This is a genomic window from Jiella sp. M17.18, from assembly GCF_041027365.1.
GTDB lineage: Bacteria > Pseudomonadota > Alphaproteobacteria > Rhizobiales > Rhizobiaceae > VKMB-3413.
The window spans coordinates 1-24,092 of the sequence record NZ_JBFTEH010000020.1 but is presented as its reverse complement, the minus strand read 5'-3'; the positions used below and the strand labels follow the sequence as shown (position 1 = coordinate 24,092).

The 24,092-nt window shown below is 65.6% G+C and carries 21 protein-coding genes and 5 pseudogenes; 19 read left to right on the top strand and 7 right to left on the bottom strand.

Annotated features, from left to right (window positions below; translation table 11 throughout):
* Positions 1–32: 32 nt before the first annotated feature.
* From AB5S17_RS22300 to AB5S17_RS22265, 8 genes are all read left to right on the top strand, one after another.
* Complete coding sequence (locus AB5S17_RS22300; protein ID WP_369243394.1) at positions 33–263, top strand: hypothetical protein; 231 nt, start codon at positions 33–35, stop codon at positions 261–263.
* Positions 248–901: a GGDEF domain-containing protein gene (locus AB5S17_RS22295; RefSeq protein ID WP_369243393.1), complete on the top strand. Its 654-nt coding sequence runs from the start codon at positions 248–250 to the stop codon at positions 899–901. The genes AB5S17_RS22300 and AB5S17_RS22295 overlap by 16 nt, the downstream gene beginning before the upstream one ends.
* Before the next feature lie 1,347 nt (positions 902–2,248).
* Positions 2,249–3,196: an N-acetylglucosamine kinase gene (locus AB5S17_RS22290; protein ID WP_369243392.1), complete on the top strand. Its 948-nt coding sequence runs from the start codon at positions 2,249–2,251 to the stop codon at positions 3,194–3,196.
* The gene (locus tag AB5S17_RS22285) at positions 3,189–4,076 is read left to right on the top strand and encodes an amino acid ABC transporter permease (RefSeq protein WP_369243391.1); all 888 of its coding nucleotides are present in this window, start codon (positions 3,189–3,191) and stop codon (positions 4,074–4,076) included. Before AB5S17_RS22290 ends, AB5S17_RS22285 begins: the two co-directional genes overlap by 8 nt.
* Positions 4,073–4,849, top strand: a complete 777-nt coding sequence (locus AB5S17_RS22280; protein ID WP_369243390.1) for an amino acid ABC transporter ATP-binding protein — start codon at positions 4,073–4,075, stop codon at positions 4,847–4,849. Before AB5S17_RS22285 ends, AB5S17_RS22280 begins: the two co-directional genes overlap by 4 nt.
* A gap of 55 nt (positions 4,850–4,904) precedes the next feature.
* Complete coding sequence (locus AB5S17_RS22275) at positions 4,905–5,810, top strand: ABC transporter substrate-binding protein (protein ID WP_369243389.1); 906 nt, start codon at positions 4,905–4,907, stop codon at positions 5,808–5,810.
* A 64-nt stretch (positions 5,811–5,874) separates the two neighbouring features.
* Complete coding sequence (locus AB5S17_RS22270) at positions 5,875–6,888, top strand: SIS domain-containing protein (RefSeq protein WP_369243388.1); 1,014 nt, start codon at positions 5,875–5,877, stop codon at positions 6,886–6,888.
* A gap of 126 nt (positions 6,889–7,014) precedes the next feature.
* The gene (locus tag AB5S17_RS22265) at positions 7,015–8,154 is read left to right on the top strand and encodes an ROK family protein (protein WP_369243387.1); all 1,140 of its coding nucleotides are present in this window, start codon (positions 7,015–7,017) and stop codon (positions 8,152–8,154) included.
* A 704-nt stretch (positions 8,155–8,858) separates the two neighbouring features.
* On the opposite strand, the gene AB5S17_RS22260 is transcribed toward AB5S17_RS22265, so the two are convergent.
* On the bottom strand, positions 8,859–9,251 hold the full coding sequence (locus AB5S17_RS22260; protein WP_369243401.1) for a tripartite tricarboxylate transporter TctB family protein: 393 nt from the start codon (positions 9,249–9,251) through the stop codon (positions 8,859–8,861).
* Between the two features lie 77 nt (positions 9,252–9,328).
* A complete protein-coding gene (locus tag AB5S17_RS22255; RefSeq protein WP_369243402.1) occupies positions 9,329–9,676 on the bottom strand; it encodes a hypothetical protein in 348 nt (115 codons plus the stop codon).
* Here AB5S17_RS22255 and AB5S17_RS22250 point away from each other — a divergent pair.
* From AB5S17_RS22250 to AB5S17_RS22210, 9 genes and pseudogenes are all read left to right on the top strand, one after another.
* Positions 9,597–10,088: pseudogene (locus AB5S17_RS22250) on the top strand (carbon monoxide dehydrogenase subunit G); the annotation flags it as partial. The gene AB5S17_RS22255 and the pseudogene AB5S17_RS22250 sit on opposite strands and share 80 nt — an antisense overlap.
* Entirely contained in the window at positions 10,085–10,915 is an 831-nt protein-coding gene (locus AB5S17_RS22245) for a xanthine dehydrogenase family protein subunit M (RefSeq protein WP_369243386.1), read from the top strand. The pseudogene AB5S17_RS22250 and the gene AB5S17_RS22245, both read left to right, overlap by 4 nt.
* Positions 10,903–11,415 carry a (2Fe-2S)-binding protein gene (locus AB5S17_RS22240; protein WP_369243385.1) on the top strand — a complete coding sequence of 171 codons (513 nt, stop codon included), beginning with the start codon at positions 10,903–10,905 and terminating at the stop codon, positions 11,413–11,415. Before AB5S17_RS22245 ends, AB5S17_RS22240 begins: the two co-directional genes overlap by 13 nt.
* Positions 11,408–12,964, top strand: a complete 1,557-nt coding sequence (locus tag AB5S17_RS22235; protein ID WP_369243384.1) for an AMP-binding protein — start codon at positions 11,408–11,410, stop codon at positions 12,962–12,964. The genes AB5S17_RS22240 and AB5S17_RS22235 overlap by 8 nt, the downstream gene beginning before the upstream one ends.
* 26 nt (positions 12,965–12,990) lie before the next feature.
* Entirely contained in the window at positions 12,991–13,797 is an 807-nt protein-coding gene (locus tag AB5S17_RS22230) for an enoyl-CoA hydratase/isomerase family protein (RefSeq protein WP_369243383.1), read from the top strand.
* Between the two features lie 73 nt (positions 13,798–13,870).
* Positions 13,871–15,145 carry a benzoate/H(+) symporter BenE family transporter gene (locus tag AB5S17_RS22225; RefSeq protein WP_369243382.1) on the top strand — a complete coding sequence of 425 codons (1,275 nt, stop codon included), beginning with the start codon at positions 13,871–13,873 and terminating at the stop codon, positions 15,143–15,145.
* Between the two features lie 141 nt (positions 15,146–15,286).
* Positions 15,287–15,606, top strand: a pseudogene (locus AB5S17_RS22220) (DDE-type integrase/transposase/recombinase); the annotation flags it as partial.
* Positions 15,607–15,662: 56 nt separating this feature from the next.
* Positions 15,663–16,606 (top strand): annotated as a pseudogene (locus tag AB5S17_RS22215) (IS481 family transposase); the annotation flags it as partial.
* Positions 16,602–16,724, top strand: a pseudogene (locus AB5S17_RS22210) (integrase core domain-containing protein); the annotation flags it as partial. The pseudogenes AB5S17_RS22215 and AB5S17_RS22210, both read left to right, overlap by 5 nt.
* A gap of 187 nt (positions 16,725–16,911) precedes the next feature.
* On the opposite strand, the gene AB5S17_RS22205 reads toward AB5S17_RS22210, so the two are convergent.
* The 5 genes from AB5S17_RS22205 to AB5S17_RS22185 all read right to left on the bottom strand — a co-directional run bounded on the left by AB5S17_RS22205 (position 16,912) and on the right by AB5S17_RS22185 (position 22,867).
* Complete coding sequence (locus AB5S17_RS22205; protein WP_369243381.1) at positions 16,912–18,822, bottom strand: bifunctional sugar phosphate isomerase/epimerase/4-hydroxyphenylpyruvate dioxygenase family protein; 1,911 nt, start codon at positions 18,820–18,822, stop codon at positions 16,912–16,914.
* Between the two features lie 52 nt (positions 18,823–18,874).
* Positions 18,875–20,155, bottom strand: coding sequence for a TRAP transporter large permease (locus AB5S17_RS22200; protein WP_369243380.1), 1,281 nt, complete (start codon positions 20,153–20,155; stop codon positions 18,875–18,877).
* Positions 20,156–20,737 (bottom strand): TRAP transporter small permease, encoded by a 582-nt coding sequence (locus AB5S17_RS22195; RefSeq protein ID WP_369243379.1) that lies wholly within the window; start codon positions 20,735–20,737, stop codon positions 20,156–20,158.
* 83 nt (positions 20,738–20,820) lie between these two features.
* Positions 20,821–21,849, bottom strand: a complete 1,029-nt coding sequence (locus AB5S17_RS22190) for a DctP family TRAP transporter solute-binding subunit (protein ID WP_369243378.1) — start codon at positions 21,847–21,849, stop codon at positions 20,821–20,823.
* A 106-nt stretch (positions 21,850–21,955) separates the two neighbouring features.
* Positions 21,956–22,867, bottom strand: a complete 912-nt coding sequence (locus AB5S17_RS22185; RefSeq protein WP_369243376.1) for a shikimate dehydrogenase — start codon at positions 22,865–22,867, stop codon at positions 21,956–21,958.
* Positions 22,868–22,996: 129 nt separating this feature from the next.
* Here AB5S17_RS22185 and AB5S17_RS22180 point away from each other — a divergent pair, with 129 nt between their 5' ends.
* Both AB5S17_RS22180 and AB5S17_RS22175 read left to right on the top strand, forming a co-directional pair.
* On the top strand, positions 22,997–23,698 hold the full coding sequence (locus AB5S17_RS22180) for a TetR/AcrR family transcriptional regulator (protein ID WP_369243375.1): 702 nt from the start codon (positions 22,997–22,999) through the stop codon (positions 23,696–23,698).
* A 298-nt stretch (positions 23,699–23,996) separates the two neighbouring features.
* Positions 23,997–24,092: pseudogene (locus AB5S17_RS22175) on the top strand (IS481 family transposase); the annotation flags it as partial.

Here is a 24,092-nt window from a genome sequence, read left to right as displayed (position 1 = left end):
CGCGATTCCAAACTCAGTCATCGAGATCCCTGATGCTGCTCTATCGCTTCATGCACCGACTGCCCTGGCCGACTTCCTATGTCGGCCGGATCCTAGCCCTCTGCTTCGTCGGGACACACGTCCCGCTGATCGCCCTGACCGTTTTTGAGCTGGAAGCGCAGAGTTTTTCGGATTCGCTGCGCGTCATCACCGTCGTCCTCGCCGCTACGCTTTTGGGGACAGCGCTTACTTCCTCGCTCTGGCGCAGATGCTGCAGCCGGTGATCCACTCGACGCGGGCGCTCGATGCCTATGCCGCGGGCGCTTGGCTGCCACAGCTGCCGCAGAACTTTCGTGACGACGCTGGGCGGCTGATGGCGAGTGTCCAGAAGACAGTGGAGACGCTCGATGAGAAGCTCGCCGAGCTTGCCCAGCGATCCACCACCGACGCGCTGACCGGCGCGCGCAACCGCCGCTGGCTGGACGAGGTCAGCGAGCCGATGATGGCGGAGGCGCTTTCCGACGGGAAGGGCTGCGGCGCGCTGGTCATCGACATCGACCGCTTCAAGCAGTTGAACGACACGTATGGTCACGCACTCGGCGATCACATCCTGGTGGTGGTGGGCAACGGGCTGCGGGAGGCGGTGGGAGCGGACGGCGAGGTGGTCCGGCTGGGCGGCGACGAGTTCGCCATCCTCCTGCCGGGCGCTGCGGGGGCGGACGGCGTTTCGGCGGCGGCAGAGCGGGTGCGCCAGCACGTCCGCCAGGCGGTGCGGCGCATGCCGCGGGACGCGCAAGTGACGATCAGCGTCGGCGGCGCCTGGCGGCGCGGCGGAGGGACGTTTAACGACCTGTATCACCGAGCCGATGCACAGCTGTACGAAGCCAAGCGGGTCGGACGAGACACGGCACTGTGCGCTTGAGCTCGGCGCGCTCGGCGCGGAGCGAGAGCGGTTGTGCCACGACACGGCCAATCTACGCGACGCTCTGCTCGAAGCTTCTGGCCGGCCGACTGAACCGGAACGAGAGGGCAGATGCTGATGCGCTGCCCGGCGGTTGCCGCCGCCGCGGCGGGCGCTTCAGATCGTCGCGTGGGGAGAGCGCAAGAACGGTGAGGGTTAACCAGTTTGCGAGGCGATCACATCGAAATACGCCGGCGCGTCCAAAAACAGATTGTGCCGGAACTACCTATCCGATTCCAAAACATGCTGTGCGAGCGTCTCGCGAGCATCCGCAACGAGGCTTCGTGTCCCACCCCTCAGGCGCTCATCGTCAAGCGCCGTGTTCAGCGTAGCCAGCACGCTCAACAGAATGGAGATGGGAAGGGAGATCAACGCGCCGCCATCTCGCGTCTCCGGTTGCCGAGGGCTGCGAAGTTCAAGGTCGTCCTTCATTGTTCTCATTGGGTTCGGTTGCTGTCTGGATAAAATTACACACGCAGGCGGTAATTGAAACTTACCATCAGGAAGCTGAGGTGGTCGCTTCGCTTGCATTCGCCGTGGGTCGCGAACCCTGCGCAGTGACCAGCGTTCCGCCTCAGACAGCCGCTTGGCTGAAAGCGGAATGCGCCAAGTCGGCAGACCTTGTCCCGCAAGAGCGGGTGCGACAGATTAGCCCAGTCCGTCAGCGACGGCATTTCTTTCCTGAGGGGCGCACCGACGGTTCCGGCTCCATAGGCTCTAAGAGTGCAGATGCTCTAGGAGCACGTTCCGGGCCATCCGGAGGCTGCTGTGGAGGCCGGGCGGCAGCGATGGATCTTCCAGCGCACGTTCGAGTGCGAATATCGCCGACCGAAGCTGTTGACGGCTTATCACTATCGCTTTTGCGCGATTGCCCTCATGAAGGTCCACGATCTTGGTCTTACCAGGTTCCGACATCTTGCACCCCTAAAGAGAAGCAGCATCAGCCCCACAGGCTCTGCGGGCAAGTCATTCTCCAAAAAAGAATGATGGTGGGCGCGTCGAAAAGATAGCCGAGCGATGAGAAGACCACTCAACGAGCCGGATCGTCAGCGAAGAAGCCAGCTTTACCGCCGCAGCGATGCCCAAAGTGTGTAAATCGACGCCGGGGTCCGACGCCGATCGGCGCGGGGTCACATCGGTAAATATCTGGAATAGCAGCGAAGCGGATTCTGAACCGGGGTCATAACGTCGCGCCTAACCACAGCACCTGCGCGCGGAAGGCCTAATCCTGCTCCAAGGCCGCATCCTGACGATCCATTGACACCGATATAAAGTTAGTTAATATGACGTACTAAATAGGAGTCCTCAGTGCTGGCGATTGGATTTGACATCGGTGGGACTAAGACGCGCGCACGTGTCGTGGCCGAAGATGGCAGCCTGCTGGCCGACTACGCTGTCGCGACCGACGAGTGGCGCCTACGCGAAGACCAGAATGCTGATGCCCGGCGGCTCGCCGGAATCGTTTCCGGTCTTGCGGGCCGGGGCGGAGATCTTCGTGCGATTGCGATTGGTTCGCATGGCTGCGACACCGATGAGGAATGTACAGCGCTCGCGGATCGATTGTCCCGCCTCCTCCCGGCCGACGTGCTCGTGGTGAACGATGCCGAACTGCTCCTGCCGGCTTCCGGCTTCACCGACGGGATCGCCGTCGTCTCCGGTACGGGCTCGATTGCCGTCACGCGGGATCGCCAGCACCGCCTGATGACGGCCGGCGGTTGGGGCTGGTATCTTGGCGACGAAGGAAGCGCCACGGGTCTGGTACGCGCCGCGGCCCGCCTCGTGCGCGCGGCGCAGGACGCCGGCAGACTGGATGATCCGCTGATCGTCATGCTGTGCGACGCCTATGGCGCGCGGCGCGACGGGACCGATCTCGGCAGCCGCATCTCGCGCCTTGGTTCCGCTGCCGCGATCGGCGAGCATGCTCGCATTATCTTCGACGCCTTGCGCATGGGATCCGGATTGGCACGCGCCGCGATCGACGACGGGGCATCGGCGCTCTCCGACAAGGTCGCGACCCTGGCCGCGCGGGGCGCCGGCGGCAAGCGGATCGTCACGGGCGGAAGCGTGATCGCAGGGCAGCCAGAGTTCGCGGCGGCCTTCGCCGATGCGATCCGCCTGAAGCTCAACGGCTGGTCGCTGCATCCCTTCGTCGGTCCGCCGGTCGAAGGCGCCGTCGCTTTGGCGCGCTGCATGCTGCACGGGGAAAGCCTCGGCAACTTGCCCTCCCCCCGCCGCCATGGAAGCGCCGATGACTGAGACGCGAGCCCACAGCGACGCGCACAGGACAATCGTTCCCGCTCGCAACCGGCTGCAGAGCGCGGCCGCTGCGCTGCTCTGCATCCTGATCGGCGTCCTTCTTTACGTCGTCTCCAACAGTCCCAATGTCCAATGGAGCGTCATTCCGGGCTACCTTTTCGATCCGACGATCCTGTCGGGCGTGCGCCTGACGCTCATTTTTACGGTTCTCTCGATCGTCATCGCCCTCATCCTGGGAACAGGGCTGGCGCTGATGAAGCAGGCGCAGAACGGCGTGCTGAGCGGCTTTGCCGGGCTCTATATCTGGTTCTTCCGCGGGACGCCGCTGCTCGTCCAGATCATCTTCTGGTTCAACATCCAGCTCTTCGTCCCGACCGTCGGCTTCGGCGCGTACCATATCCAGACGAATGCTCTTGTCACCTCCTTCGTGGCGGCGCTTCTCGCCCTCAGCCTCAACGAGGCGGCCTATATGGCCGAAATCGTGCGCGGCGGATTGCTGTCGGTCGATCCCGGCCAGCGCGAGGCGGCGGCGGCGCTCGGCTACCGGCCGGGGCAGATCGCCGTCAGGGTGATCCTGCCGCAGGCGCTACGGGTCATCACGCCCGCGATCGGCAACCAGACGATCTCGATGCTGAAGACCACCTCTCTCGTCTCCATCGTTGCGGCACAGGATCTTCTGACCAGGGTTCAGAACATCTATGCGACGAACTTCCTGATCATCGAGCTGCTGACCGTGGCGAGCCTCTGGTATCTCGTGCTGACCACCGTCGCATCCGTCCTGCAGTACTTCATCGAGCGCCGCCTCGGCGCAGCGCAGGGCGTCCAGGCGCCGACGGCGGTCGCGCGGTTCCTCGGCCTCTTCACGGAGGGCCGGCGATGATCTCAGGCGACGCCAAGGTCGCGATGCGTGCGCGGGCGGTCCGCAAGAGCTTCGGCGCGCTGGAGGTGCTGAGCGGCATCGATCTCGATGTTCGCGAAGGCGAGGTGGTCTGCATCCTCGGTCCGTCCGGCAGCGGCAAGTCGACCTTCCTGCGCTGCATCAATCACCTGGAGAAGGTCGATGGCGGCACCATCCACGTCGACGGCCACCTGATCGGCTACGAGGACCGCGACGGGGTCCTCCACGAGCTGCATGCCAAGGCGCTCGCCAGACAGCGCAGCGAGATCGGCATGGTCTTCCAGCGGTTCAACCTGTTCGCGCATCTGAGCGCCCGCGACAATATCGTCCAGCCGCAGCGTCTGGTGCGCGGAGCCGAGCCGGCGGCGGCGCGCGCTCGGGCGCAGGAGCTTCTGGAGATGGTCGGCCTCGGCGACCGCGGCGATGCCTATCCGAGCCAACTGTCCGGCGGTCAGCAGCAGCGCGTCGCCATCGCCCGCGCGCTCGCGATGCGGCCGAAACTGATGCTCTTCGACGAGCCGACATCGGCGCTCGATCCCGAGCTCGTCGGCGAAGTGCTCACCGTCATCCGCAAGCTCGCAGAGGAGGGAATGACGATGATCATCGTCACCCACGAGGTCGGGTTCGCCCGCGATGTCGCCGACCGGGTCGTCTTCATGGATGGGGGCGTGGTCGTCGAAGAAGGAAGCGCAAGCGACCTCATCACCAACCCGCAGCAAGACCGCACCCGGGTCTTCCTGCGGCGCATGCTGTGACAGGCCGCACGTCCTCCACGTGCAGAACGCAAGTAGAAGGCAGGGAAGTCGGATGATGCTCAAACTGAAAACTGCGCGCCGTGCGCTCGGCGCCGTTCTGTCGATATCTCTTTGTTCCGTCGCGATCGCGGCTCATGCGGACGGCGTCTTTTCGCAGAAGCTGCACGACATGCTTCCGAAGCGGATCCAGGATGCGGGCGTGGTCAAGGTGGGCGTCGAGCCGCTGACACCGCCCTACGAGATGTACGGTGACGACAAGACCACGATCGTCGGGATGGAGCCCGATCTCGCCAACGAGATGGGCAAGATCCTGGGCGTAAAGTTCGTTCAAGTTCCCTCGCAGTTCGCCGCGATCATTCCGGGCATCAAGGCGGGGCGCTTCGATATCGGCATGTCCTCGATGGGCGACTTCACCGCGCGCGAGAAGATCGTCGACGTCGTCGACTACACGCTGGAGGGGACGAGCATCATCGTGCCCAAGGGCAATCCGCACGACATCCACAAGATCAGCGATCTCTGCGGTCTGCGCGCCGGCGCGGTGCAGGGCTCGATCCCCTTGGAGCTCCTGAACAAGCAGGCCGGCCTCTGCCCGAAGGACAAACCGCTGACCATTCTGCAGTTTCCGGCCGGCGATCAGGTCAAGGCGGCGCTGAAGTCCGACCGCGTCGACGCCTCGATGGATACGACGGGTGTGACGGCCTATGCACTGCAGCACCAGCCGGCGGCCGGCACGCAGCTCGAACTCGTGCCGGGCGCCAAATATGCCGCGGGCTATCAGGGCATCATGGTCGGCAAGGACGACACCGGCCTGCGCGACGCCATCGTCGGCGCCCTGGAGGAGATGATCGCGAACGGCTCCTACAAGGCGCTCTTCGACAGATACGGTCTCTCCGAGAACATGATCGACAAGATCACCGTGAACGACGGCGCGCGCTTCGCCGACTACATGAAACTCGACTGAGCGCCCCCGGCGCGGCCTGTCCGGGCCGCGCCGTCCCTCTTCCTGAACAGACAAAAGAACCGCCATGGCCGACAGAATTCCCATCCGCGAGGCGATTGCCCGTCAAACCCAATCGCTGGCGGACGGGGCGGCATCCCTTGCCGCGGCGCTCGAGGCGCTCCCACTCGGCGAGTTGGCCTCCGGGACGACGATCGTCACCGGGATCGGCGCCAGCCTGTACGCCGCACAGACCGGCGCGGCCTACATGCGCGCCTGCGGCATGCGGGCCTTTGCGCTCGCCAGCACCGAGCTTTACGACGCCGCCTTCGACGGCGCCGATGCCTATATCGCGCTGTCGGCTTCCGGGCGCAGCGTCGAGCCCGCCAAGGCGATGGAGCTGCGCCCGAACGCCCTCAGCTTCGGCATCTCGGGCGTCGTCGACTCGCCCCTGTCGGCCTATGTCAGGCACATGATCGGGACGGCCTGCGGCGCCGACAGCGGGCCGAACACGACCAGCTACAACGGCACGCTGCTCGCGCTCGCCATGATGGCAGAGCAGGCGGCGGCCCGGTTCCGGTTCGACTGGCGGCATCTGCCGGAACTGGCCGGCCGGGTTCTTGACGCCGTCCCCCGCCAGGTGGCGCGGGCCGCAGAGCGCTTCCGCAACCGGACCTCGCTCGACTGCGTGGCGTCCAGCGAAAACCTCGGCACGGCGGGCTACACCGCCCTTCTGCTGCGGGAAGCGCCACGCGTCGCGGCCCAGCAATGGGACACGCTGAATTTCCTGCACGGCCCGATGGAACCGAACGATGCGGGCACGGGTGTGATCCTCTTCGGCGACGGACGCGAGGTCGAGCTGGCGTCCGTGCTCGCCGGGTTCGGGATCCCGTCACTGCTCATCACTAGCCGCTCCGATGTCGCAGAGGCCGACAATCTGGTCACGATCACGATTCCTGCGACCGGCAACTCCGTCGCCGACGCGATCCTGCACACCCTCCCAGCGCAGCTTCTGACCACGCAGATGGCCGAGGATGCCGGCCTTCCCGTCTGCGAGTTCCGCTATCGGCAGACCGGAACGAAGCTCGACTCGCCGATCTGACCAGAGCCGCGACAGTGACGAAACAGCCCTGCAGCCTCGAGCGTTGCCCGGCGGTTGCATTCATGCCAATACGCGGCGCGATCGGGATGGGCCGCGCAGTGACTTCGAACGGGTTGTGACGCCAGGATGGCAGCTTCCTTCACGGCGAGCGCGATTGCCGTATTCGCCCGGCTACGGGCTGCCGGTCCGGCGACACGGCCGCAGCTCTGCGAGGCCCTCGGCCTCTCGAAACCGACCATGTCGCTGGCGATCGCCGAGTTGGAGGAGTCCGGCTACGTCTCCAAGATCGGCATGGCGCAGGGCGACCTCGGCCGCCGCGCGAACGTGTACCGCCTGGCGACGGGGGCGGGACACGTGGCGGCGATCGATGCGGGGTCGACGGCCATCCGGATCGAGCTGAGGACGCTCGACGCACGCATGCTCTATGAAGCCTCGCATGCGCTCACCGACAGCCAGAGACATCTGAACGAAGCAATGGGCTCTGTCATCCGTCAGGCGTTGACGCAGGCGCGGGACAAGACGGTCGCAGAATGGGGTCCGCTGCGCGCGATCGGCGTCGCCGTGCCGTCCCGGGTTCACCCCGATCCCGGCCGCCAGCGCGACGCCCCGGGTCTGCGCGACCTGTTCACGCAATTGCCGGATCTTGGGGACGTTCCGATCGTGGTCGAGAACAACGTCAACTGCGCGGCCATGGCCGAGCACGCGATCGGGGTCGCGCAGGGCCATGACGACTTCATCTTCCTGCAGATCGGCGTGAAGCTGGGCATGGGCCTGGTCATCGGCGGCCAGTTGATCCGCGGCCGTTCAGGGGGCGCGGGCGAGATCAGCGAGCTGCCGTTTCCCTGGCTCCCGGGCGAGGCGGTGAGCCGCGAGGCCTTGGAGAACTACATCAGCGCAAACGCGCTGATGGAGCGCGTCGCCGACAATTGGCCGCCGGACGAACCGCTGCCGGAAAATCCGGGCGCATTGTTCGCCCTCTCCGAGACGGGTCATTCGGCCGCCCTCGCCCATGTCCGCCGTCATAGCGAGGACGTCGCCCGCATCGCCGCGGCCTGCATCAGCGTCCTCGATCCGGAAATCCTTGTGCTCGGCGGGGGCGTCGGCGGCAATCCGGTCCTGCAGGAGCACGTGAAGCGCACTTTAGCCAAGATGGGCTGCGGGACACCCGTTGCGGCCAGCGCTCTCAAGCTCGACGCCACCCTGCGCGGGATCGGCCTTATCGTGACGAGTCAGGTCGAGCGAACGCTGATGACGGGAGCGGCTTAAGGCCCGTCACTCACCGAGCAGATCAAACAGGACGGTTAGGCCGGCATGGCAATGCCGCCTGCACTACCTGTGACGGAGAACAATGCAGTCATCTAGACCGTCTCGATACAGGTGTATCATCTATTGACGTCAAGGCCATGGATTAGAGCCGAAAAGAGACGAAGAGTTTCTCCAACGATACATCCCTGTTGGCCGCGCCGGCAATGCGCTTTCGCTCGTCCATCCGGGTGAGCGTGAGCTCTCCTGGCAGCCCGTAACCGCCATTCTCGCCGGGCGGATCGGGGCGATCAACGAAGGCAGAGTGGATGGCGACATCGACGGCTATCTGCTCGGCGAGCTCTTCAAGAAGCTCCGGAACCGCAATGATGCCGATCGGCTGGAACTCGCGCTGGGAATACGCCTTCTTTCCAGCGCTCGAGTATCGGGATGGAGACCTCGCGCTTTATGACCACCGGATGGCCAGCGACCCGGAGTTCTTCGTCTCAATCCTGCAGGACGTCTTCGTCGCCGACAACGTCGATCTCAGCCAGGCAGAGAATACGAGGGAGAAGCGCAACCGCGGCTCAATCTCGTCCAGCATCCTCATCCACAACAAGCGCGTGCCCGGCGAGCGCAGCAAAGCGGCGAGGCAAGTCGAAAAGAGGCATAAGCGGAACAGCCGGGGGGGGGATCCGCACCGGCAAGCCGCAGAAGCCGCCCGGGCTTCAGGGCAGAGGCACATCGAGCAGCCAGCCGAACCCGATCTGGGTAAGCGCCCAGAAGGCAAAGCCCGTGAGCGCCGCGAGCGCCCAGCGCTTGCCGCCCTCGGCGTAAACGACGCCGGCGAAGGCGCCGAGGCCGGCTGCGACCGGAAGTCCCAGCCAGGGCGTTGCGACTGCCACCCCGATGAAGATCAGGAACAGCAGGAGGCTGCGGACGCTGAAGAGGCCGGACGCCCTGTCCCGGCCGCGCAGGACGTTTGCGAGGTAGACGAGCGCCAGGAGGATCTGGGCCGCCCCGACGATTTCCGGCATGAAGCCCGCGCCGACGTCGCCGGTGCTCGGCATCGCCGGCAGTTCCTCCGCCATGACGAAGGTCACGAATCCAGCACCCATCATAAGAACGCCGAAGCCGACCTTCTGAGACATCAGAAGGCCACTGCGGCCTCCTGCATCGCCCGCCGCAGGCTCCATCGTCACTTGATCATCCCGATCGACTTCAGGAACTTCGTCTGCCCCTCCAGCTCGCCCTTGGCGAGCTTGGTGAAGGCTGGCTCGGCAAGGTTGATGTTCTCCTGCTTTTCCTGCTTCTGGAAGTCCAGCCACTTCTGGCTGGACTCGACCTTGTCGACCGCCGCCTGGATCGCCGCGACGACATCCTTCGGGGTGTCGGCGCGCACGGCGATGCCGCGCCAGACCTGGTCGACGATGTCGTAGCCCTGCTCCTTGAAGGTCGGGACGTTCGAGGGCGCCGCCGAGGTTGCGGCGTCGCGCGACGACGTCTGGAAGATGTTGCTGGACCCGAAGACGCTCGAGGCGATCATCCCGGGCTCGCATGGCGTCAGGAAGATATCCGATACCCATTTCCAGGCCGACGTCACCCTCGGCGTCGGACCGGTGAAGGGCCGCTACAAGGCGGATATTGAACTCTTCGACCTCGACCAGCCGAATGCCGTGACGCTGCGCGGCAAGACCACCGGCGCGCTCGGCTTCGGCGAAGGCGAGGGGCGGATCACGCTCACCGATGCCGGCTCCGGCAAGACCCGCATCGCCTACGCCTACGAAGCCGCGATCGGCGGCAAGGTCGCCTCCGTGGGCGGCCGGCTGCTCGACGGAGCGGCGCGGGTCGTCATCGGGCAGTTCTTCAAGGCGCTGGCGAACCACGCCGGTGGCCGCGGCGGGCCTGGCGCGGGAGTGTTCGCGCGGCTCAAGGGCATGATCGGAGGACGCCCATGAAGCCGGCTCCCTTCGACTACGTCCGGGCCGAGACGCTCGACGAAGCCCTGAATGCCCTCGCCGAGGCCGGCGACGAGGCCCGGGTGATCGCCGGCGGCCAGTCGCTGGTGCCAATGCTGAACATGCGGCTCGCCCGGCCAGCCGTCCTCGTCGACATCATGCGGATCGAGACGCTCGGCCGGATCCGGGAGCGCAAGGGCACGATCGAGATCGGCGCCGGTGTCCGGCAGGTCGGGCTCGAACGCTGGCCGCCGCTCGCGGGGATGCTGCCGCTGGTGGCATCGATGCTGCCATGGATCGGCCATGCCCAGACCCGCTCGCGCGGCACCATCTGCGGCTCGCTCGCTCATGCCGATCCGAGCGCCGAACTGCCGCTCGCGCTGCTGGCTCTCCAGGGAGAGGTGCGGCTGCGCTCGAAGAGGGCGAAACGGGTGCTGCCGGCTGCCGACTTCTTCCTCGGCATGATGGCCACTGCCGTCGCGCCGGGCGAGATGATCGAGGCGGTCGTCCTGCCGACGCTGCCGATGGGGACCGGCACCGCCTTTCGCGAGGTCGCCCGGCGGCACGGCGACTTCGCCATCGTCGCCTGCGCCGCGATCGCAAGGCCCGACGGATCGATCCGTCTCGCCGTCGGCGGCGTCGCGGACACGCCGCAGGCGGTCGCACTGCCGGACCCGTCCGACCCCGACTTCGACGATGCGCTGAACGAATTCGCCTGGGCTCTGAACGCCCGCGACGACCTGCACGCGAGCGCCCGCTACCGCCGCGATCTGGTGCGCACCGTGGGTCGCCAAACCGTCGAGGAGGCCGCCTCATGCCGAAGCTGAGTCGCGAGACCAAGCACGACGTCACCTTCACCCTGAACGGGCGAAAGGTCACCGCGCGGACCGAGGCGCGGATGCTTCTTACCGATCTCCTTAGGCATCAGGTCGGCGCGACCGGCACGCATGTCGGCTGCGAGCACGGCGTCTGCGGCGCCTGCACCGTGCAGATCGGCGGCGAGCCGGTGCGCGCTTGTCTGACGCTGGCCGCGCAGGTCGAGGGCGCCGACATTCGCACGGTCGAGGGCCTGGAGCCGGCGCCCGGCGCCCTGTCGCCGCTGCAGGCGGCGTTCCGAGAGCACTTTGCCCTGCAGTGCGGCTTCTGCACTGCAGGCATCCTGATGAGCCTCGATGCCCTCTTCGAGCGGAATCCGGGGGCGTCTGAACAGGAGATCCGCGAGCAGCTGTCCGGCCATCTCTGCCGCTGCACCGGCTATTCGCCGATCGTCCGGGCGGCGCTCGCCGCGCAAGCGCAAACGAGGGAGGAGGAACCCGCCAATGCTTGATCTCGGCACCAGCTTCATCGCCAGCGTCGAGCGCGATCCGAAGGCGCTCGCGGTCTGCGACGGGCCGCTCGAACTGACCTACGAGGAATGGTTCGGCAGGATTTCCGCCCTCGTCGCCGGCCTCGACGCGCTCGGGCTGAAGCCCGGCGACCATCTCCTGACGCTCATGCAGAACCGCTGGGAGAACGCCTCGCTGCATTGGGCCTGCCAGCTCGCGGGGCTAATTGTGACGCCGCTCAACTGGCGCGCCAAGCCGGACGAGATCGACTACGCGATCGAGGACGCCGAGGCCCGTGCCGTGGTGTACGAGGACGCGACCGCCGAGGCGTTCGCGGGGTCGCAACGCGCCCGGGCGCTGCCGAAGCTCAAGGCCGGCGACGCGGCCGACGGCGCGCAGTCGCTCGGCGCGATTATGGAGGCTACGGCATCTAATGCGACGCCGCGCGCCAAAGCCGACGACTGGTCGCTGATGCTCTACACGTCCGGCACGACGTCCCGTCCGAAGGGGGTGCCGCGGCGGCACCGGGCGGAGCGGGCGGCGGCGATCGCCCATGTGGCGCAGAACCTTTACCGGCACGGCGAGCGAACCCTCGGTGTCATGCCGCTCTACCACACGATGGGCGTGCGCTCGCTGCTCGCGTGCTCCGTCATCGGCGGGACCTTCGTCTGCCTGCCGCGCTTCGACGTCATCGGAGCGCTGGATGCGATCGAGGCGCGCAAGGTCACCAATCTCTATCTGGTGCCGACGCTTTATCACGACATCGTCCACCATCCGGACTTCTCGAAGGAGAAGGTCGCGGCCGTAACCAAGCTCGGCTATGCCGGGGCGTCGATGACCGACGGCCTGATGAAGAAGCTCGCGAGCGCCTTTGAGCCCGAGCTGTTCGTCAACCACTACGGCTCGTCGGAAGTCTACACCTTCACCATCGACCAGAACGCCGCGGCCAAGCCGGGGTCGGCGGGACGGGCGGGGATCAACCAGCGGGTCCGCGTCGTACCACTCGGTGCGAAGAATGCCAGCGTCATCGCCAGGCCGGGAGAAGAGGGCGAGATCGTCGCCTCGCTGCTCGGCGACGAGAGCTTCGAGGGCTACTGGAAGCGCCCCGAGGCGACCGAGAAGGCGCTGCGGGACGGCTGGTACTTCACCGGCGACACCGGCTTCTTCGACGCGGACGGCGACCTCTTCGTCACCGGCCGGGCCGACGACATGATCATCACCGGCGGCGAGAACGTCTCGCCGGTGGAGGTCGAGAGCTGCCTGTCGCTGCATCCGGCGGTCGTCGAGGTCGCCGTCGTCGGGCTTCCCGACGAGCGCTGGGGCAAGATCGTCACCGCCTTCGTCAAGCGCTCCGCGCCGGTGGACGAGGCCGAACTCGACGCCCACTGCAAGTCTTCCGGCCTCGCCAATTTCCGGCGGCCGAGGGCCTACGTCTTCGTCGATGCGATCCCGAAATCGCCTGTCGGCAAGCTGCTGCGCCGCAAGCTGGTTGACGGCGAATACCAGGCCGAGGCGGACGCTGCACCCGCCCGCCACACCGAACTTTCCTGACCCGTCAGAAGGACAAAGAGCCAGCCATGAGCGAACCCTACAGCTTTGCCGATCCACGCCTCGCCGATCTCGACGGCTTCCGCGTCACCATCGATCCCGCCAAACAGCGCGCCGACGTCATCCTGGACCGCCCGCCGCTGAACGTCATCTCGATGGCGGCGCGCGACCAGCTGCGCCTGGTCTTCGAGGCGCTCGACGAGGACGAGCGCGTTCGCATCGTCGTCCTGTCCGGCACCGGCGAGCACTTCTCGTCGGGCGGCAACATCAAGGGCTTCATGGAGGCGAGCCCGGAGCACGTCTCCAAGCTCGCCTGGAACATCGCCGCGCCGGCGCGGTGCTCCAAGCCGGTCATCGCCGCGAACCGCGGCTACACGTTCGGCGTCGGCTTCGAGATCTCGCTCGCCTGCGACTTCCGCATCGTCTCGGAGACCTGCCGCTACGCGCTGCCCGAGCAGAAGCTCGGCCAGATCCCCGGCTCCGGCGGATCGGCGCGGCTGCAGAAGATCGTCGGCGTCACACGTACCAAGGACATCGTCATGCGCTCCAAGCGCATCCCCGGCAAGACGGCCGTTGAGTGGGGCATCGCCACCGAATGCGTTGCCGACGGGGAACTGGAGTCGACGGTCGACGCGCTGGTCGACGAGCTTCTGGCCTTCTCGCCGCTCGCTCAGCGCACCGCGAAGAAGATGCTCAACGACACCGACGACGCCTTCCTGACGACGGCGATCGAGATCGAGGGCCTGAACTACAGCCGCCTTCGCCAATCCGAGGACTTCAAGGAGGGCGTCGAGGCCTTCCACGAGAAGCGCAAGGCGAACTTCACCGGCCGCTGAGCGGCTCATGTATCCAAGCGCCTTGTCGACAGTGAGGAGTTCGGCGGGGGCGCGCATCACCAGGGAGGAAGGCATGGAGACGACGAAGCGAGGGCTGTTCGAGCCCGGACCAGGGTTTGGCGCGGGATTGCGGGATCTTGGCGCGAACATCAACCTCAAGACCGCGAGCGCCGGGCTCGTCGCGGCTATCTTCGGCTGCTCGGGCCCGGCGCTGATCGTCATTGGCGCGGCCGAAGCCGGTCACCTGACGAACGGCCAGACGGTCGCATGGCTGCTGGCGATCTACGGGCTGGGCGGCCTGATCAGCTTCGTCATGGGCCTCTACTACAAGATGCCGATCACCGGCGCCTATTCGATCCCCGGTGCGGCGCTCGTGGCGGGGTCGCTGACGACGTTTCCCTTCGACCAGGCGGTTGGAGCCTTCGTCATGGCGGGCGTGCTCGTGCTCATCCTCGGCGTCACCGGCCTGATCGGCAGGGTGATGCGCTGGCTGCCGATGCCGATCGTGATGGCGATGATCGCCGGCGCGCTGATCCGCTTCGGCATCGGCGCGGTCAACGCCGTGTCAGCGCTGCCGATCGTCGTCGGCGTGGCCGTCGCGGCCTTCTTCCTGTCGATGCGCTTCGTCAAGGTCGTGCCGCCCGTGCTGTCTGCGCTCGTCGTCGGCCTCGCTGCGGTCGCGATCACAGGCTCCTTCGGGACGCACGCCGCCGGCATAAGCTTCGTGCTGCCCGAACTCACGGCGCCGAGCTTTACGGTCGGCGCCTTCCTGGCCATCGCGGTACCGCTCGCGATCCTCGTCGTCGGCGCCGAGAACGCGCAGGCGACCGGCGTGCTCCTGGCGGAGAAATACGCCGCGCCGGTCAACGCCATGACCATCATTTCCGGGATCGGCGGCATCCTTGCCGGCTTCCTGGGCGGTCATAACGCCAACATTGCCGGCCCGATGACGGCGATCTGCTCGTCTGACCAGGCGGGCGAACGTCGAGAGGGCCGATACGCCGCGACGGTGGTGAACGGCGTCCTGTTCGCCGCGTTCGGCATCTTCGCCGGCGCTGTCGTGCCGCTGATCCTGATGCTGCCGGGAGCGCTGATCGGCGCGGTGGCGGGCCTCGCGATGATCAACGTCCTGGTCATGGCCTTCCAGTCGGCCTTCAGCAAGGCGGCCGGCTATCAGGTCGGGGCCTTTGTAGCCCTCGTCGTGGCGATGTCGAACGTCTCGATCCTCGGCATCAGCGCGCCGTTCTGGGCGCTGCTTCTTGGAGCCCTCGTCTCGACGCTGGTCGAAAAACCGGTGGCGAAGATCAACGACGCTGATCCCGTGCAGGGGGATCGCCTACCCGCCTGATCGGATTGGACTTACCGTTAAACGACCCTTCGCACGCACCGGCTTCGCAAAGACCGGTGCGTGCAAAAGCACCTTCCACATCGACATCCGGATGCCGGTTGACCTATCGCGACGGCTCTTGGAAACCGCGAACTGATGACGTTCCGCATGCTGAATATTATCGACGAGTTCACGCGAGAGAGCCTAGCGATCCGGATCGCTCGGAAGCTGAACTCCATCAACGTCATCGACGTGCTGACGGACCTGTTCATTCTGCGCGGACCGCCGGGACATGTACGGTCAGAGAGCGGTCCGGAGTTCATCGCGAAGGCTGTGAGAGAATGGATCGTCGCGGTCGGGGCGAGAACGGCGTCATCGCGCCCGGCAGCCCGTGAGAGTACGGCTACTGCGAGAGCTTCAGCTCCAAACTCCGCGGCGAGCTTCTGAACGGCGAGATCTTCTACTCACTCAAAGAGGCTAGATGTTCAGTCCCACAGTGTGATCGCGTATCCTTGAACTCGAAAGAGAGGGAAGCGCTATGGGCCAGGTTCTTCACGGCAGCGCCAAGACCACGCACGCCGTTCGAGCAGAACTACAACGATCGAAAGCTCCGATCGCTGAACTCGCGAGGCGCTACGGGATCAACGAGAAGACGGTGAGGAAGTGGCGATCGCGGCCCGGCGTCGAGGACTAGGCGATGGGGCCGAAAGAGAGGGCGAGCACTGTCCTGTCGGCCCTGGAAGAAGCGGCCATCGTCGCGCTGCGTGTTCAAGCCAGACTGCCGCTGGATAATGTCTACGTCGCGCTGAAGGACGTGATCCCGCATCTGTCGCGTTCGAGCCTTCACCGCTGCCTGCAAAGGCATGGCATTTCCCGCTTGCCGAAGGCCGATCAGGAGAAGCCGAAACGCTTCAAGGTCTATGAGATCGGTTATTTCCACATCGACATCGCCGAGCTGCGCCATGAAGGCGGCAAGGCCTTTCTCTTCGTTGCCGTCGACCGCACCTCGAAGATCGTCTTCGCCAGGATCTATCGCAAAGCCACGAAGCTCGTCGCAGCCGCTTTCTCAAAGCCCTCGTCAGGACGGTGCCATACAGGAACCACACCGTGCTGACCGACAACGGCGTCCAGTTCGTCCAGCACGACAAACGAGCCGCGAGCGGCTTCGTCGCTCTCATCTTCGGTGCCGTCTGCGCGACCAACGAGATCGAGCATCGTCAGACAAAGCCTTACCATCCCTGGACGAATGGCCAGGCCGAAAGAATGGTGCGGACCATCAAGGACGCGACTGTGAAATCCTTTCACTACACATCCATCAATGACCTGCGACGGCACGTCAGGGACTGGCTACTCGCCTACAACTACGCCAAGCAGCTCAAGGCTCTGCGGTTCAAAACGCCGTTCGAAGCCATCCGACAGATCAGCGAGACAACCCCGGAAATCTTTATCCGAACTCCGAGCCATGACATGCTGGGACCAAGCACCTCGGGTTGTGATCGAAAACTGGCGCCGCCATTACAACATAGCACGTCCGTACTCATCGCTAGGCTACCGGCCGTCCGCACCGCAGGCCGTTCAATGGCCGGCGCCGCACAACTGACCGGCGTCGCCGCCTACGCCAACCATGGCGCAAAGCCCGACCCTGCACTAACAATCACCCCGGAAGGTTGGGCAGGCCACCAGTCTGGCTCCTTCACTCGGAACAGGCCTGAACGGAGGTTGACACGGTCCCTTCTGGATCACAGGTTCAAGAGCATCTGCCGACCAGATTACGCTGGCGTCCTCATTCAAATCCTGGGCATGCCTTTCGGCCTGAGACCGCGCTTCTGGGCCGTAATGCGGAACTGGGCGTTCGAAGCGCCGTAGCCGTCATAGCCGTTGCGGCGCTCGACGATCTCGAAGAAGAAGCCTTCGCCGTAATTCAGGCTATAGAGCTGGAAATACTCGCGCCCCTCGCCGTCCCGGTCGTAGAGAATGTTCTCCGCCTTCAGGCGGTCGGTGAGGTCTGGGTCGAGGCCAAAGCGCGCTTCCAGGTCTTCGTAATAGTTCGGCGTGATCGCCAGCGGCTTGAAGCCGAGGGTCTTCAGACGTTCGGCGGTCGCGAAGATGTCGTCCGTCGCGAAGGCCAGATGCTGTACCGAGGACCCGAAGCTCTCGGCGATGAAGTGCCCGGCCAGCGTCTTGCGGTTCTCGGCCCCGTTGAGTGTGATGCGGAAGCGACCGTCGGCGGTCTCGATCGCCTGGCTGCGCACCAGCCCGCCGGGATCGACGATGTCAACCATCGGTGTTCGGCGCGTCGCGAAGATCGAGGCATAGAACAGCGTCCAGGTCAGCATCTCCTCGTAGTTCATCGTCTGGGCGATGTGGTCGATGCAGGTGAGCCCGGCGCTTCCCTCCCCGACTTCGTCGACGGCCGGCGCCCGATCGGATGCGCCGAACTCGATCTTCCAGACGTCGGCCAGTTCGCTTCTTTCGTCGAGGAAGTGCATGATCCCGGCGCCGACGCCGCGGATCGCAGGGATCTTCAACTCGCCCGGCCCGACCGGCTGCTCGAACGGCTCGGCCTTCAGCGCCCGCGCCCGCTCCAGCGTCGCCCGGGCATCCTCCACCTTCAGCCCGATATCGCAGACGCAGGTGCCATGGGTCAGATAGGCGGCGTGGGCAAAGCCCTCGCGTTCGGTGTTGACGACGAGATTGATGTCGCCCTGGCGCCAGAGGGTCACGTCCTTGGAGACGTGCCGCCCGGCCTTCCGAAAGCCCATGGCGGCGAACAGCGCGCCGAGTTCCTCGGCCTCCTGCTCGTTCGCGGCGAACTCGACGAACTCGACCCCCTTCGCCGCGATCCTGTCCGGCATCTGCGGCAGATCGACGGTGATCGAGGGCTCGGCGCGACGCACGCCGTCTATCAGATTGACCAGCGAGCGGTAACCGTCGACGGCGATCGACTTCGGCGATCCCCCGCGGAACTGGTCGTTGAAGATCTCGAGCGAGATCACGCCGCCATAGCCGGTCGCCATCACAGCCCGCATGAAAGCCGGGACGTCGAGATCGCCCTCACCCGGCATGTTGCGGAAGTGCCGGCTCCAGTAGAGCAGGTCCATGTCGATCTTCGGCGCGTCTGCGAGCTGGATGAAGGCGATCTTGTCGCCGGGGATCGAGCGGATCGTCTCGGGATCGATACCGCGGGCGAGCGTGTGGAAGGAGTCGAGGATCACGCCGACAGCCGGGTGGTCGGTACGCCGCACCACCTCCCAGGCGTCGCGATGGTCGCTGACGTGGCGTCCCCACGCCAGCGCCTCATAGCCGATCTTGAGGCCGCGCCTTGCTGCCCGCTCGCCGAGTTCGCGGAAATCGGCCGCCGCCCGGTCGATGCCGCCGAGGCTGATCGGCGAGACGTTGGAGCAGACGAGCATGAGGTCGGTGCCGAGTTCCTCCATCAGGTCGAACTTTCGCTCGGCCCGGTCGAAGGTCCGGGTCCGCTGCGGCTCGGGCATGCCCTCGAAATCGCGGAACGGCTGGTAGAGCGAGATCTCCAGACCGTGGTCGCGGACCATCTGGCCGACCTCCCGCGGGCCGCCGTCGAAGGCGAGGAAGTCGTTTTCGAAGATCTCGACACCGGAAAATCCCGCCGCCGCGATGGCCGCGAGCTTCTCCTTCAGGTCGCCCGAGATCGAGACTGTCGCGATCGCCGTCTTCATGTGCGGTCCTCCGAGTTCGCGATGCCCTGTCGCTGCATGCTGGTCCTTCGCATCAAAATCCGAGGAGGCGCGGCAGGTAGGTTACCGTCTGCGGCACGAAGGCGAGGATCAAAAGGACGACGAGCTCCACCAGGAAGAACGGCAGGATCGCCCGCGTGAGCTTGCCGATGCCGACATGGGCGATCGAATCCGCCACGAACAGGCAGAGGCCCATCGGCGGAGTGATCAGGCCGATCATCAGGTTGAAGATCACGACGATGCCGAAGTGCACGGGGTCGATGCCAAGGCTGAGCGCCATCGGATGCAGGATCGGCACCAGCACCAGCATCGCTGCGATGCCTTCGAGGAACAGGCCGACGATGAGAAGCAGCACGATCACCGCGATCAGGAACGTCCACTGGCTCGATACGAAGGCGAGGGTCAGTTCGGTGATCATGTTGGGAATGCGGTTGTAGGTCAGAAGCCAATTGCCGGCCGAGACCGCCGCGATGATGATCATGATGATCGAGGAGTCGACCATCGAGCGCGAGAAGATCCCTGGCAACGCCTTCAGCGGCAGCTCGCGGTAGATCAGGACGCCGAGGATCAGCGCGTAGCCGACCGCGATCGCCGCTGCCTCGGTCGGCGTGACGACGCCGAGGAGGATCGTGCCGACGACGAAGACCGGCATCAGCAGCGGCAGCAGGCCGTCGAGGAGGATCATCCCCCGCGGGCGCTGCTGCTCCTCTACAGGTGAGGGAGCGCCGCGTTCGTACCTGGCCGAAAAGATCATGACATAGGCGGAGAGGAAGATCGCCAGCAGCACCCCGGGCACGATGCCGCCGACGAACAGGGCCGGCACCGAGACGCCGGTGGCGATCAGCGCATAGATGATCACCGGGATCGACGGCGGGATGATCGGCCCGATCACGGAGGAGGCGGCGGTCAGCGCCGCAGCATATTCCAGGGGATATCCGCGCCGGGCCATCTCCGGAATGAACACGCGCCCGATCGCCGAGGTATCGGCGACCGCCGAGCCGGAAAGGCCGGCGAAGATCACCGAGGCCCAGATGTTGACCAGCGCGAGGCCCGCCCGGAACCGTCCGACGATCACCATGGCGAAGGCGATGATGCGGACGGTGATGCCGGACTCGTTCATCACCTCGCCGGCGAGCACGAAGAGCGGGATCGCCAGGAGCGGGAAGGAGTCCAGCCCGGAGAACATCTGCGTCGCGACGAGCTTCAGCTGGTAGGGAAAGGCGCCGACCCCCATGAAGTAGAAGAGCGCGGCGCAGATGGCGAAGGCGACGGGCGTGCCGATGGCGAGACTGCCGACGAGGATGAGGTAGACCATCTAGAAGCCCATCCCTTCGCTGATCTCGGCGCCGGCCTGCGGCTCCGCCCCGACCGGCTCCAAAAGCCGTTCCGCAAATTTCACCAGCGCCGCGACCGCGACGAGAGCGCCGCCGATCGCGAGCGCCAGCTGATAGGGATAGAGCTTGCCGAAGATCGCGAGGCCGTCGATGCCGGTGGTGGTTGCGAGGCCGCGTGCGGCCTCCCGGATCGAGGAGGCGTCGACGCGGCCGCGGCTCTCCGCGAACAGCCAGCCGGACCAGGCGAGCATCACGCCGGCTGCGACCATCACGAGATCGACGATCAGGTAGAGGACGTGCCGGACCCGCGCCGGGATCAGGTCGGTGATCACCGTGAAGCGCACGTGACGGTCCTGCAGATAGCCGAGCGCGGTGCCGAACATGACGCCGTAGATCGTCAGGTAGATCGGCAGCTTCTCACCCCACTGGAACGAGGTGCCGAAGAGATAGCGCTGCAGCGAATTGACGAAGATGATGCCGAAGATCGCGGCCATCGTCAGCCCCGCCAGGACGGCAAGGACGAGCGAGACGGCACGCGAGAGGGACCGGATCAGGCGCAGCATGGCGGCCTCGGTGCGAGTGACGGGAAGCTCGGGGGCGGATGCGCCCGGGAAGGCGCATCCGCGACGACGATCGCGCGACGCGATCAGTCCTGCTTGTCGCTGCCCTCGGCGGACTTCACCGCGCTCTGCAGCTTGTCGATCCACTCGGCGTCGCTGCCGAGATCGCTCTTCAGGAACTTGATCACCGGCGGCTGCGCCGCGTCGCGGAACTCCTTCAGCTCGGCCGGCGTCGGCGAATAGACCTGCATGCCGTCGGCGGCGACCTTCAGGACGCCGTCGGCGGTGGTGTACTCCTGGATCGCCCGGCCCATCAGGCCGGCCATCCGGCCCGCCTTGTCGATCACCTGCTTCTGCTTGTCCGTCAGCGAGTTGTAGAAGTCGTTGTTGATCAACAGGAAGTCGGTCGCGTAGACGTGGTGGTCGAGCGTCATGTACTTCTGCAGCTTCTGCAGATTGTTGTTGTAGATCACGCCGACGGGGTTCTCCTCGCCGTCGACGACGCCGGTCGACAGCGCGTTCGGCAGTTCCGACCAGGCGATCGGGGTCGGCTCGCCGCCGAGCGCCTTCACCATCTCGACGTAGAGCGGCACGTCCTGGACGCGGAACTTCAGTCCCTTCATGTCGGCCGGCGTCTTGATCGGCCGGACGTTGTTGGTGAAGTTGCGGAAGCCCGTCTCGCCATAGGCGAGCGTGCGCAGGCCGGTCTGGTCGAGGCAGGTCTTGGCGAGTTGCTTGCCGAAGTCGCCGTCGAGCACCGTCCAGGCGATCGAAGCCGAGGGGAACATGTAGGGGATGTCGAGCACGGCGGCCGGCTTGCAGACCTGCTGCATCGCGCCGGAGACCATGACGACCGGGGTCGTGCCGTCCTCGGCCTGCTGGATCAGCTCGGTCTCGTTGCCGAGCGAGGCGGCCGGGAAGATCTGCACCTTCATGTCGCTCTCGCCCTCGACGACATTCTTGAAGATGTGCGCCGCGGCCCCCTTCTTCGACGAGGTCCATTCGTCGGGATCGACATGGCCGAACTTGATCGTCTGGGCGCCGGCGGCGCCTGCCGCGAGAAGCGCGGCGGCCGCAACCGTTGCGAAGATCGAACGCTTGAGCATGTGACGCATGAGGTTCCTCCCTTTTGAGCGTCTCTGCACCCCGCTCCCCGCGAGGCGATGGATCGGTGGGCGCGCCCACCGGACGATTGCGATGCCGACGGCCGCCGCAGGCAAGTCAGCGCGCGAAGCTGTCGAAGGTCTCCTGCATGGCGGCGACATCCGGCTTGACACCGGTGAAGAGTTCGAAGGCGCGCACCGCCTGGAACAGCGCCATGCCCGAGCCCGGCAGGACGCGGCAGCCCTTCTCCCGCGCCGCCTTGAGAAGCTCCGTCTCCAGCGGGAAATAGACGACGTCGGCGACGAAATGGCGCGGTGCGATCAAGTCCGCCGGAATCGGCAGCCCAGGCAGCTTCGCCATGCCGACGGGCGATGCGTTGACGATGCCGTCGGCGGCTCGCGCGGCCGCCGCAAGATCGTCGACCCGCCCGGCAAGGCATTTTCCGCCGGCCCGCATATTGAGGCTGCGCACGAGGGCATCGGCACTCGCCGGCTCGATGTCGAACACCAGGATGCGCTCCACGCCGCAGTCGAGAAGGGCGTGGGCGACGGCGCCCCCTGCTCCGCCGGCACCGATCAGCAGCACTGCAGATGTCGCGACGCCCGGCATTCCACGCCGGAAGCTCTCGGCGAAGCCCCAGCAGTCGGTGTTGTGGCCGAAGCGCTTCCCGTGACGGAAGACCACCGTGTTCACGGCGCCGACGCGCTGCGCCGCATCGGACAAGACGTCCAACAGCGGGATGACCTGGCGCTTGAAGGGATAGGTGACGTTGACGCCGGCAAAGCCGCAAAGTTCGGCCGCCCGCAGGATCGTCGCGAGATCCGGCTGCGGATCGCCCATGATGTCCGCGTCGAGCAGCTGGTAGACGAAGCGCATGCCGAGGCGCGCGCCGGCCGCCTCCTGCATGGCGGGCGTGCGCGAGAGCTGAATGCCGCGACCGATCAGCCCTGCGACGACAGATGGACCGCGCCTTGCCGGCGCCTCCACCGCATCCCGCGCCATCGTCTCGGCGACTGCAGCTGCCTTCATCCAATACCTCCCGACGCGACGATCCTCCCACCGCGACGCATTGTTTGTACCGGTTAGTTCATATTAAGGTCAAGCGGTTTGTACAGACCAGTACATTTGCTATGGTCCGGCGACCGGAGATGGGAGACCATGATGGACGTTACGGATAGGGATGCCGAGGGTGCGGCCGCCGGAGGAAAAGGTCGCAAGCGCGACCCGGAAGCGGTCAAGGCCGACATCCTGTCGGTCGCCGAATCGGAATTCGCCGCAAACGGCCTGTCGGGCGCCCGGATCGACGACATTGCCGCCAAGACGCGCACGTCGAAGCGCATGATCTACTACTACTTCGGCGACAAGAACGGACTTTACCGCATGGTGCTCGAAGAGGCCTATCGAAAGGTGCGCCTCGAAGAAGCGGACCTGCATCTCGACGATCTAGAACCGGTCGAGGCCTTGCGCCGCCTCGCCGCCTTCACCTTCGAGCATCACCGCCGCAGCGAGAGCTTCATCCGCATGGTGATGATCGAAAACGTCCACAATGGCGCGTTCCTCGGCAAGTCGCCGAACATCGCGGCGGTTAACCGCCCGGCGATCGAACGCGTCGCCGCCCTCCTCGAGCGCGGCAAGCGCGCCGGCGTCTTCCGCCCCGAAATCACGCCCCTGACGCTGCACTGGCTGATCAGCGCGCTCAGCTACTTCAACGTCTCCAACCGACACACCTTCGGCGCCATCTTCGGGCCGGGTCTCTGGTCGGAGAGCGGCCAGGCCGAGCTCGGGGCCGAATGCGTGGAGATGGTTCTCCGATACGTGACAGGGCCGTTGGACTGCAGTGACGCCGGGTGCCTCGGATGAGCACAGCTTGAAGGGGGCGAGTTGGGAGATGCTTAGCAGAGTCACTTGGCCGGCGAAGCTGGCCCTGATGAACGGCAGCTACCGGGTGGCTGCCATCACTCCCTAAACGGCGGGAATGGGCGCAAAGCGGCCGCAAAGGCGTGACTGCCGATTAGGTCGTACGTTTAAAGTTGGTGCCGGTTGGCGGAACATAAACGGCAATCAGCAACGATAGCGCTCCATAGAAGGCAACTACTTGTCCTAGGTGTTTAGTCCCGCACTGTGGTGGTAGCTTATCGCGTCAGCATAGGGATGCGCTATGGGACAAGTTCTTCACGGATGCGCCACGACCACGCACGCTGTCCGAGCAGCAATACAGCGATCGAAAGCTTCGGTCCCGCAGATCGCCGAACGC

Bases quoted from the DNA above. Each gene is read 5' to 3' on its own strand.
- AB5S17_RS22300 (WP_369243394.1), top strand. From the start codon at position 33: ATGCTGCTCTATCGCTTCATGCACCGACTGCCCTGGCCGACTTCCTAT.
- AB5S17_RS22295 (WP_369243393.1), top strand. From the start codon at position 248: ATGCTGCAGCCGGTGATCCACTCGACGCGGGCGCTCGATGCCTATGCC.
- AB5S17_RS22285 (WP_369243391.1), top strand. From the start codon at position 3,189: ATGACTGAGACGCGAGCCCACAGCGACGCGCACAGGACAATCGTTCCC.
- AB5S17_RS22280 (WP_369243390.1), top strand. From the start codon at position 4,073: ATGATCTCAGGCGACGCCAAGGTCGCGATGCGTGCGCGGGCGGTCCGC.
- AB5S17_RS22275 (WP_369243389.1), top strand. From the start codon at position 4,905: ATGCTCAAACTGAAAACTGCGCGCCGTGCGCTCGGCGCCGTTCTGTCG.
- AB5S17_RS22270 (WP_369243388.1), top strand. From the start codon at position 5,875: ATGGCCGACAGAATTCCCATCCGCGAGGCGATTGCCCGTCAAACCCAA.
- AB5S17_RS22265 (WP_369243387.1), top strand. From the start codon at position 7,015: ATGGCAGCTTCCTTCACGGCGAGCGCGATTGCCGTATTCGCCCGGCTA.
- AB5S17_RS22260 (WP_369243401.1), bottom strand. From the start codon at position 9,251: ATGATGGGTGCTGGATTCGTGACCTTCGTCATGGCGGAGGAACTGCCG.
- AB5S17_RS22255 (WP_369243402.1), bottom strand. From the start codon at position 9,676: ATGATCGCCTCGAGCGTCTTCGGGTCCAGCAACATCTTCCAGACGTCG.
- AB5S17_RS22245 (WP_369243386.1), top strand. From the start codon at position 10,085: ATGAAGCCGGCTCCCTTCGACTACGTCCGGGCCGAGACGCTCGACGAA.
- AB5S17_RS22240 (WP_369243385.1), top strand. From the start codon at position 10,903: ATGCCGAAGCTGAGTCGCGAGACCAAGCACGACGTCACCTTCACCCTG.
- AB5S17_RS22235 (WP_369243384.1), top strand. From the start codon at position 11,408: ATGCTTGATCTCGGCACCAGCTTCATCGCCAGCGTCGAGCGCGATCCG.
- AB5S17_RS22230 (WP_369243383.1), top strand. From the start codon at position 12,991: ATGAGCGAACCCTACAGCTTTGCCGATCCACGCCTCGCCGATCTCGAC.
- AB5S17_RS22225 (WP_369243382.1), top strand. From the start codon at position 13,871: ATGGAGACGACGAAGCGAGGGCTGTTCGAGCCCGGACCAGGGTTTGGC.
- AB5S17_RS22205 (WP_369243381.1), bottom strand. From the start codon at position 18,822: ATGAAGACGGCGATCGCGACAGTCTCGATCTCGGGCGACCTGAAGGAG.
- AB5S17_RS22200 (WP_369243380.1), bottom strand. From the start codon at position 20,155: ATGGTCTACCTCATCCTCGTCGGCAGTCTCGCCATCGGCACGCCCGTC.
- AB5S17_RS22195 (WP_369243379.1), bottom strand. From the start codon at position 20,737: ATGCTGCGCCTGATCCGGTCCCTCTCGCGTGCCGTCTCGCTCGTCCTT.
- AB5S17_RS22190 (WP_369243378.1), bottom strand. From the start codon at position 21,849: ATGCGTCACATGCTCAAGCGTTCGATCTTCGCAACGGTTGCGGCCGCC.
- AB5S17_RS22185 (WP_369243376.1), bottom strand. From the start codon at position 22,867: ATGAAGGCAGCTGCAGTCGCCGAGACGATGGCGCGGGATGCGGTGGAG.
- AB5S17_RS22180 (WP_369243375.1), top strand. From the start codon at position 22,997: ATGATGGACGTTACGGATAGGGATGCCGAGGGTGCGGCCGCCGGAGGA.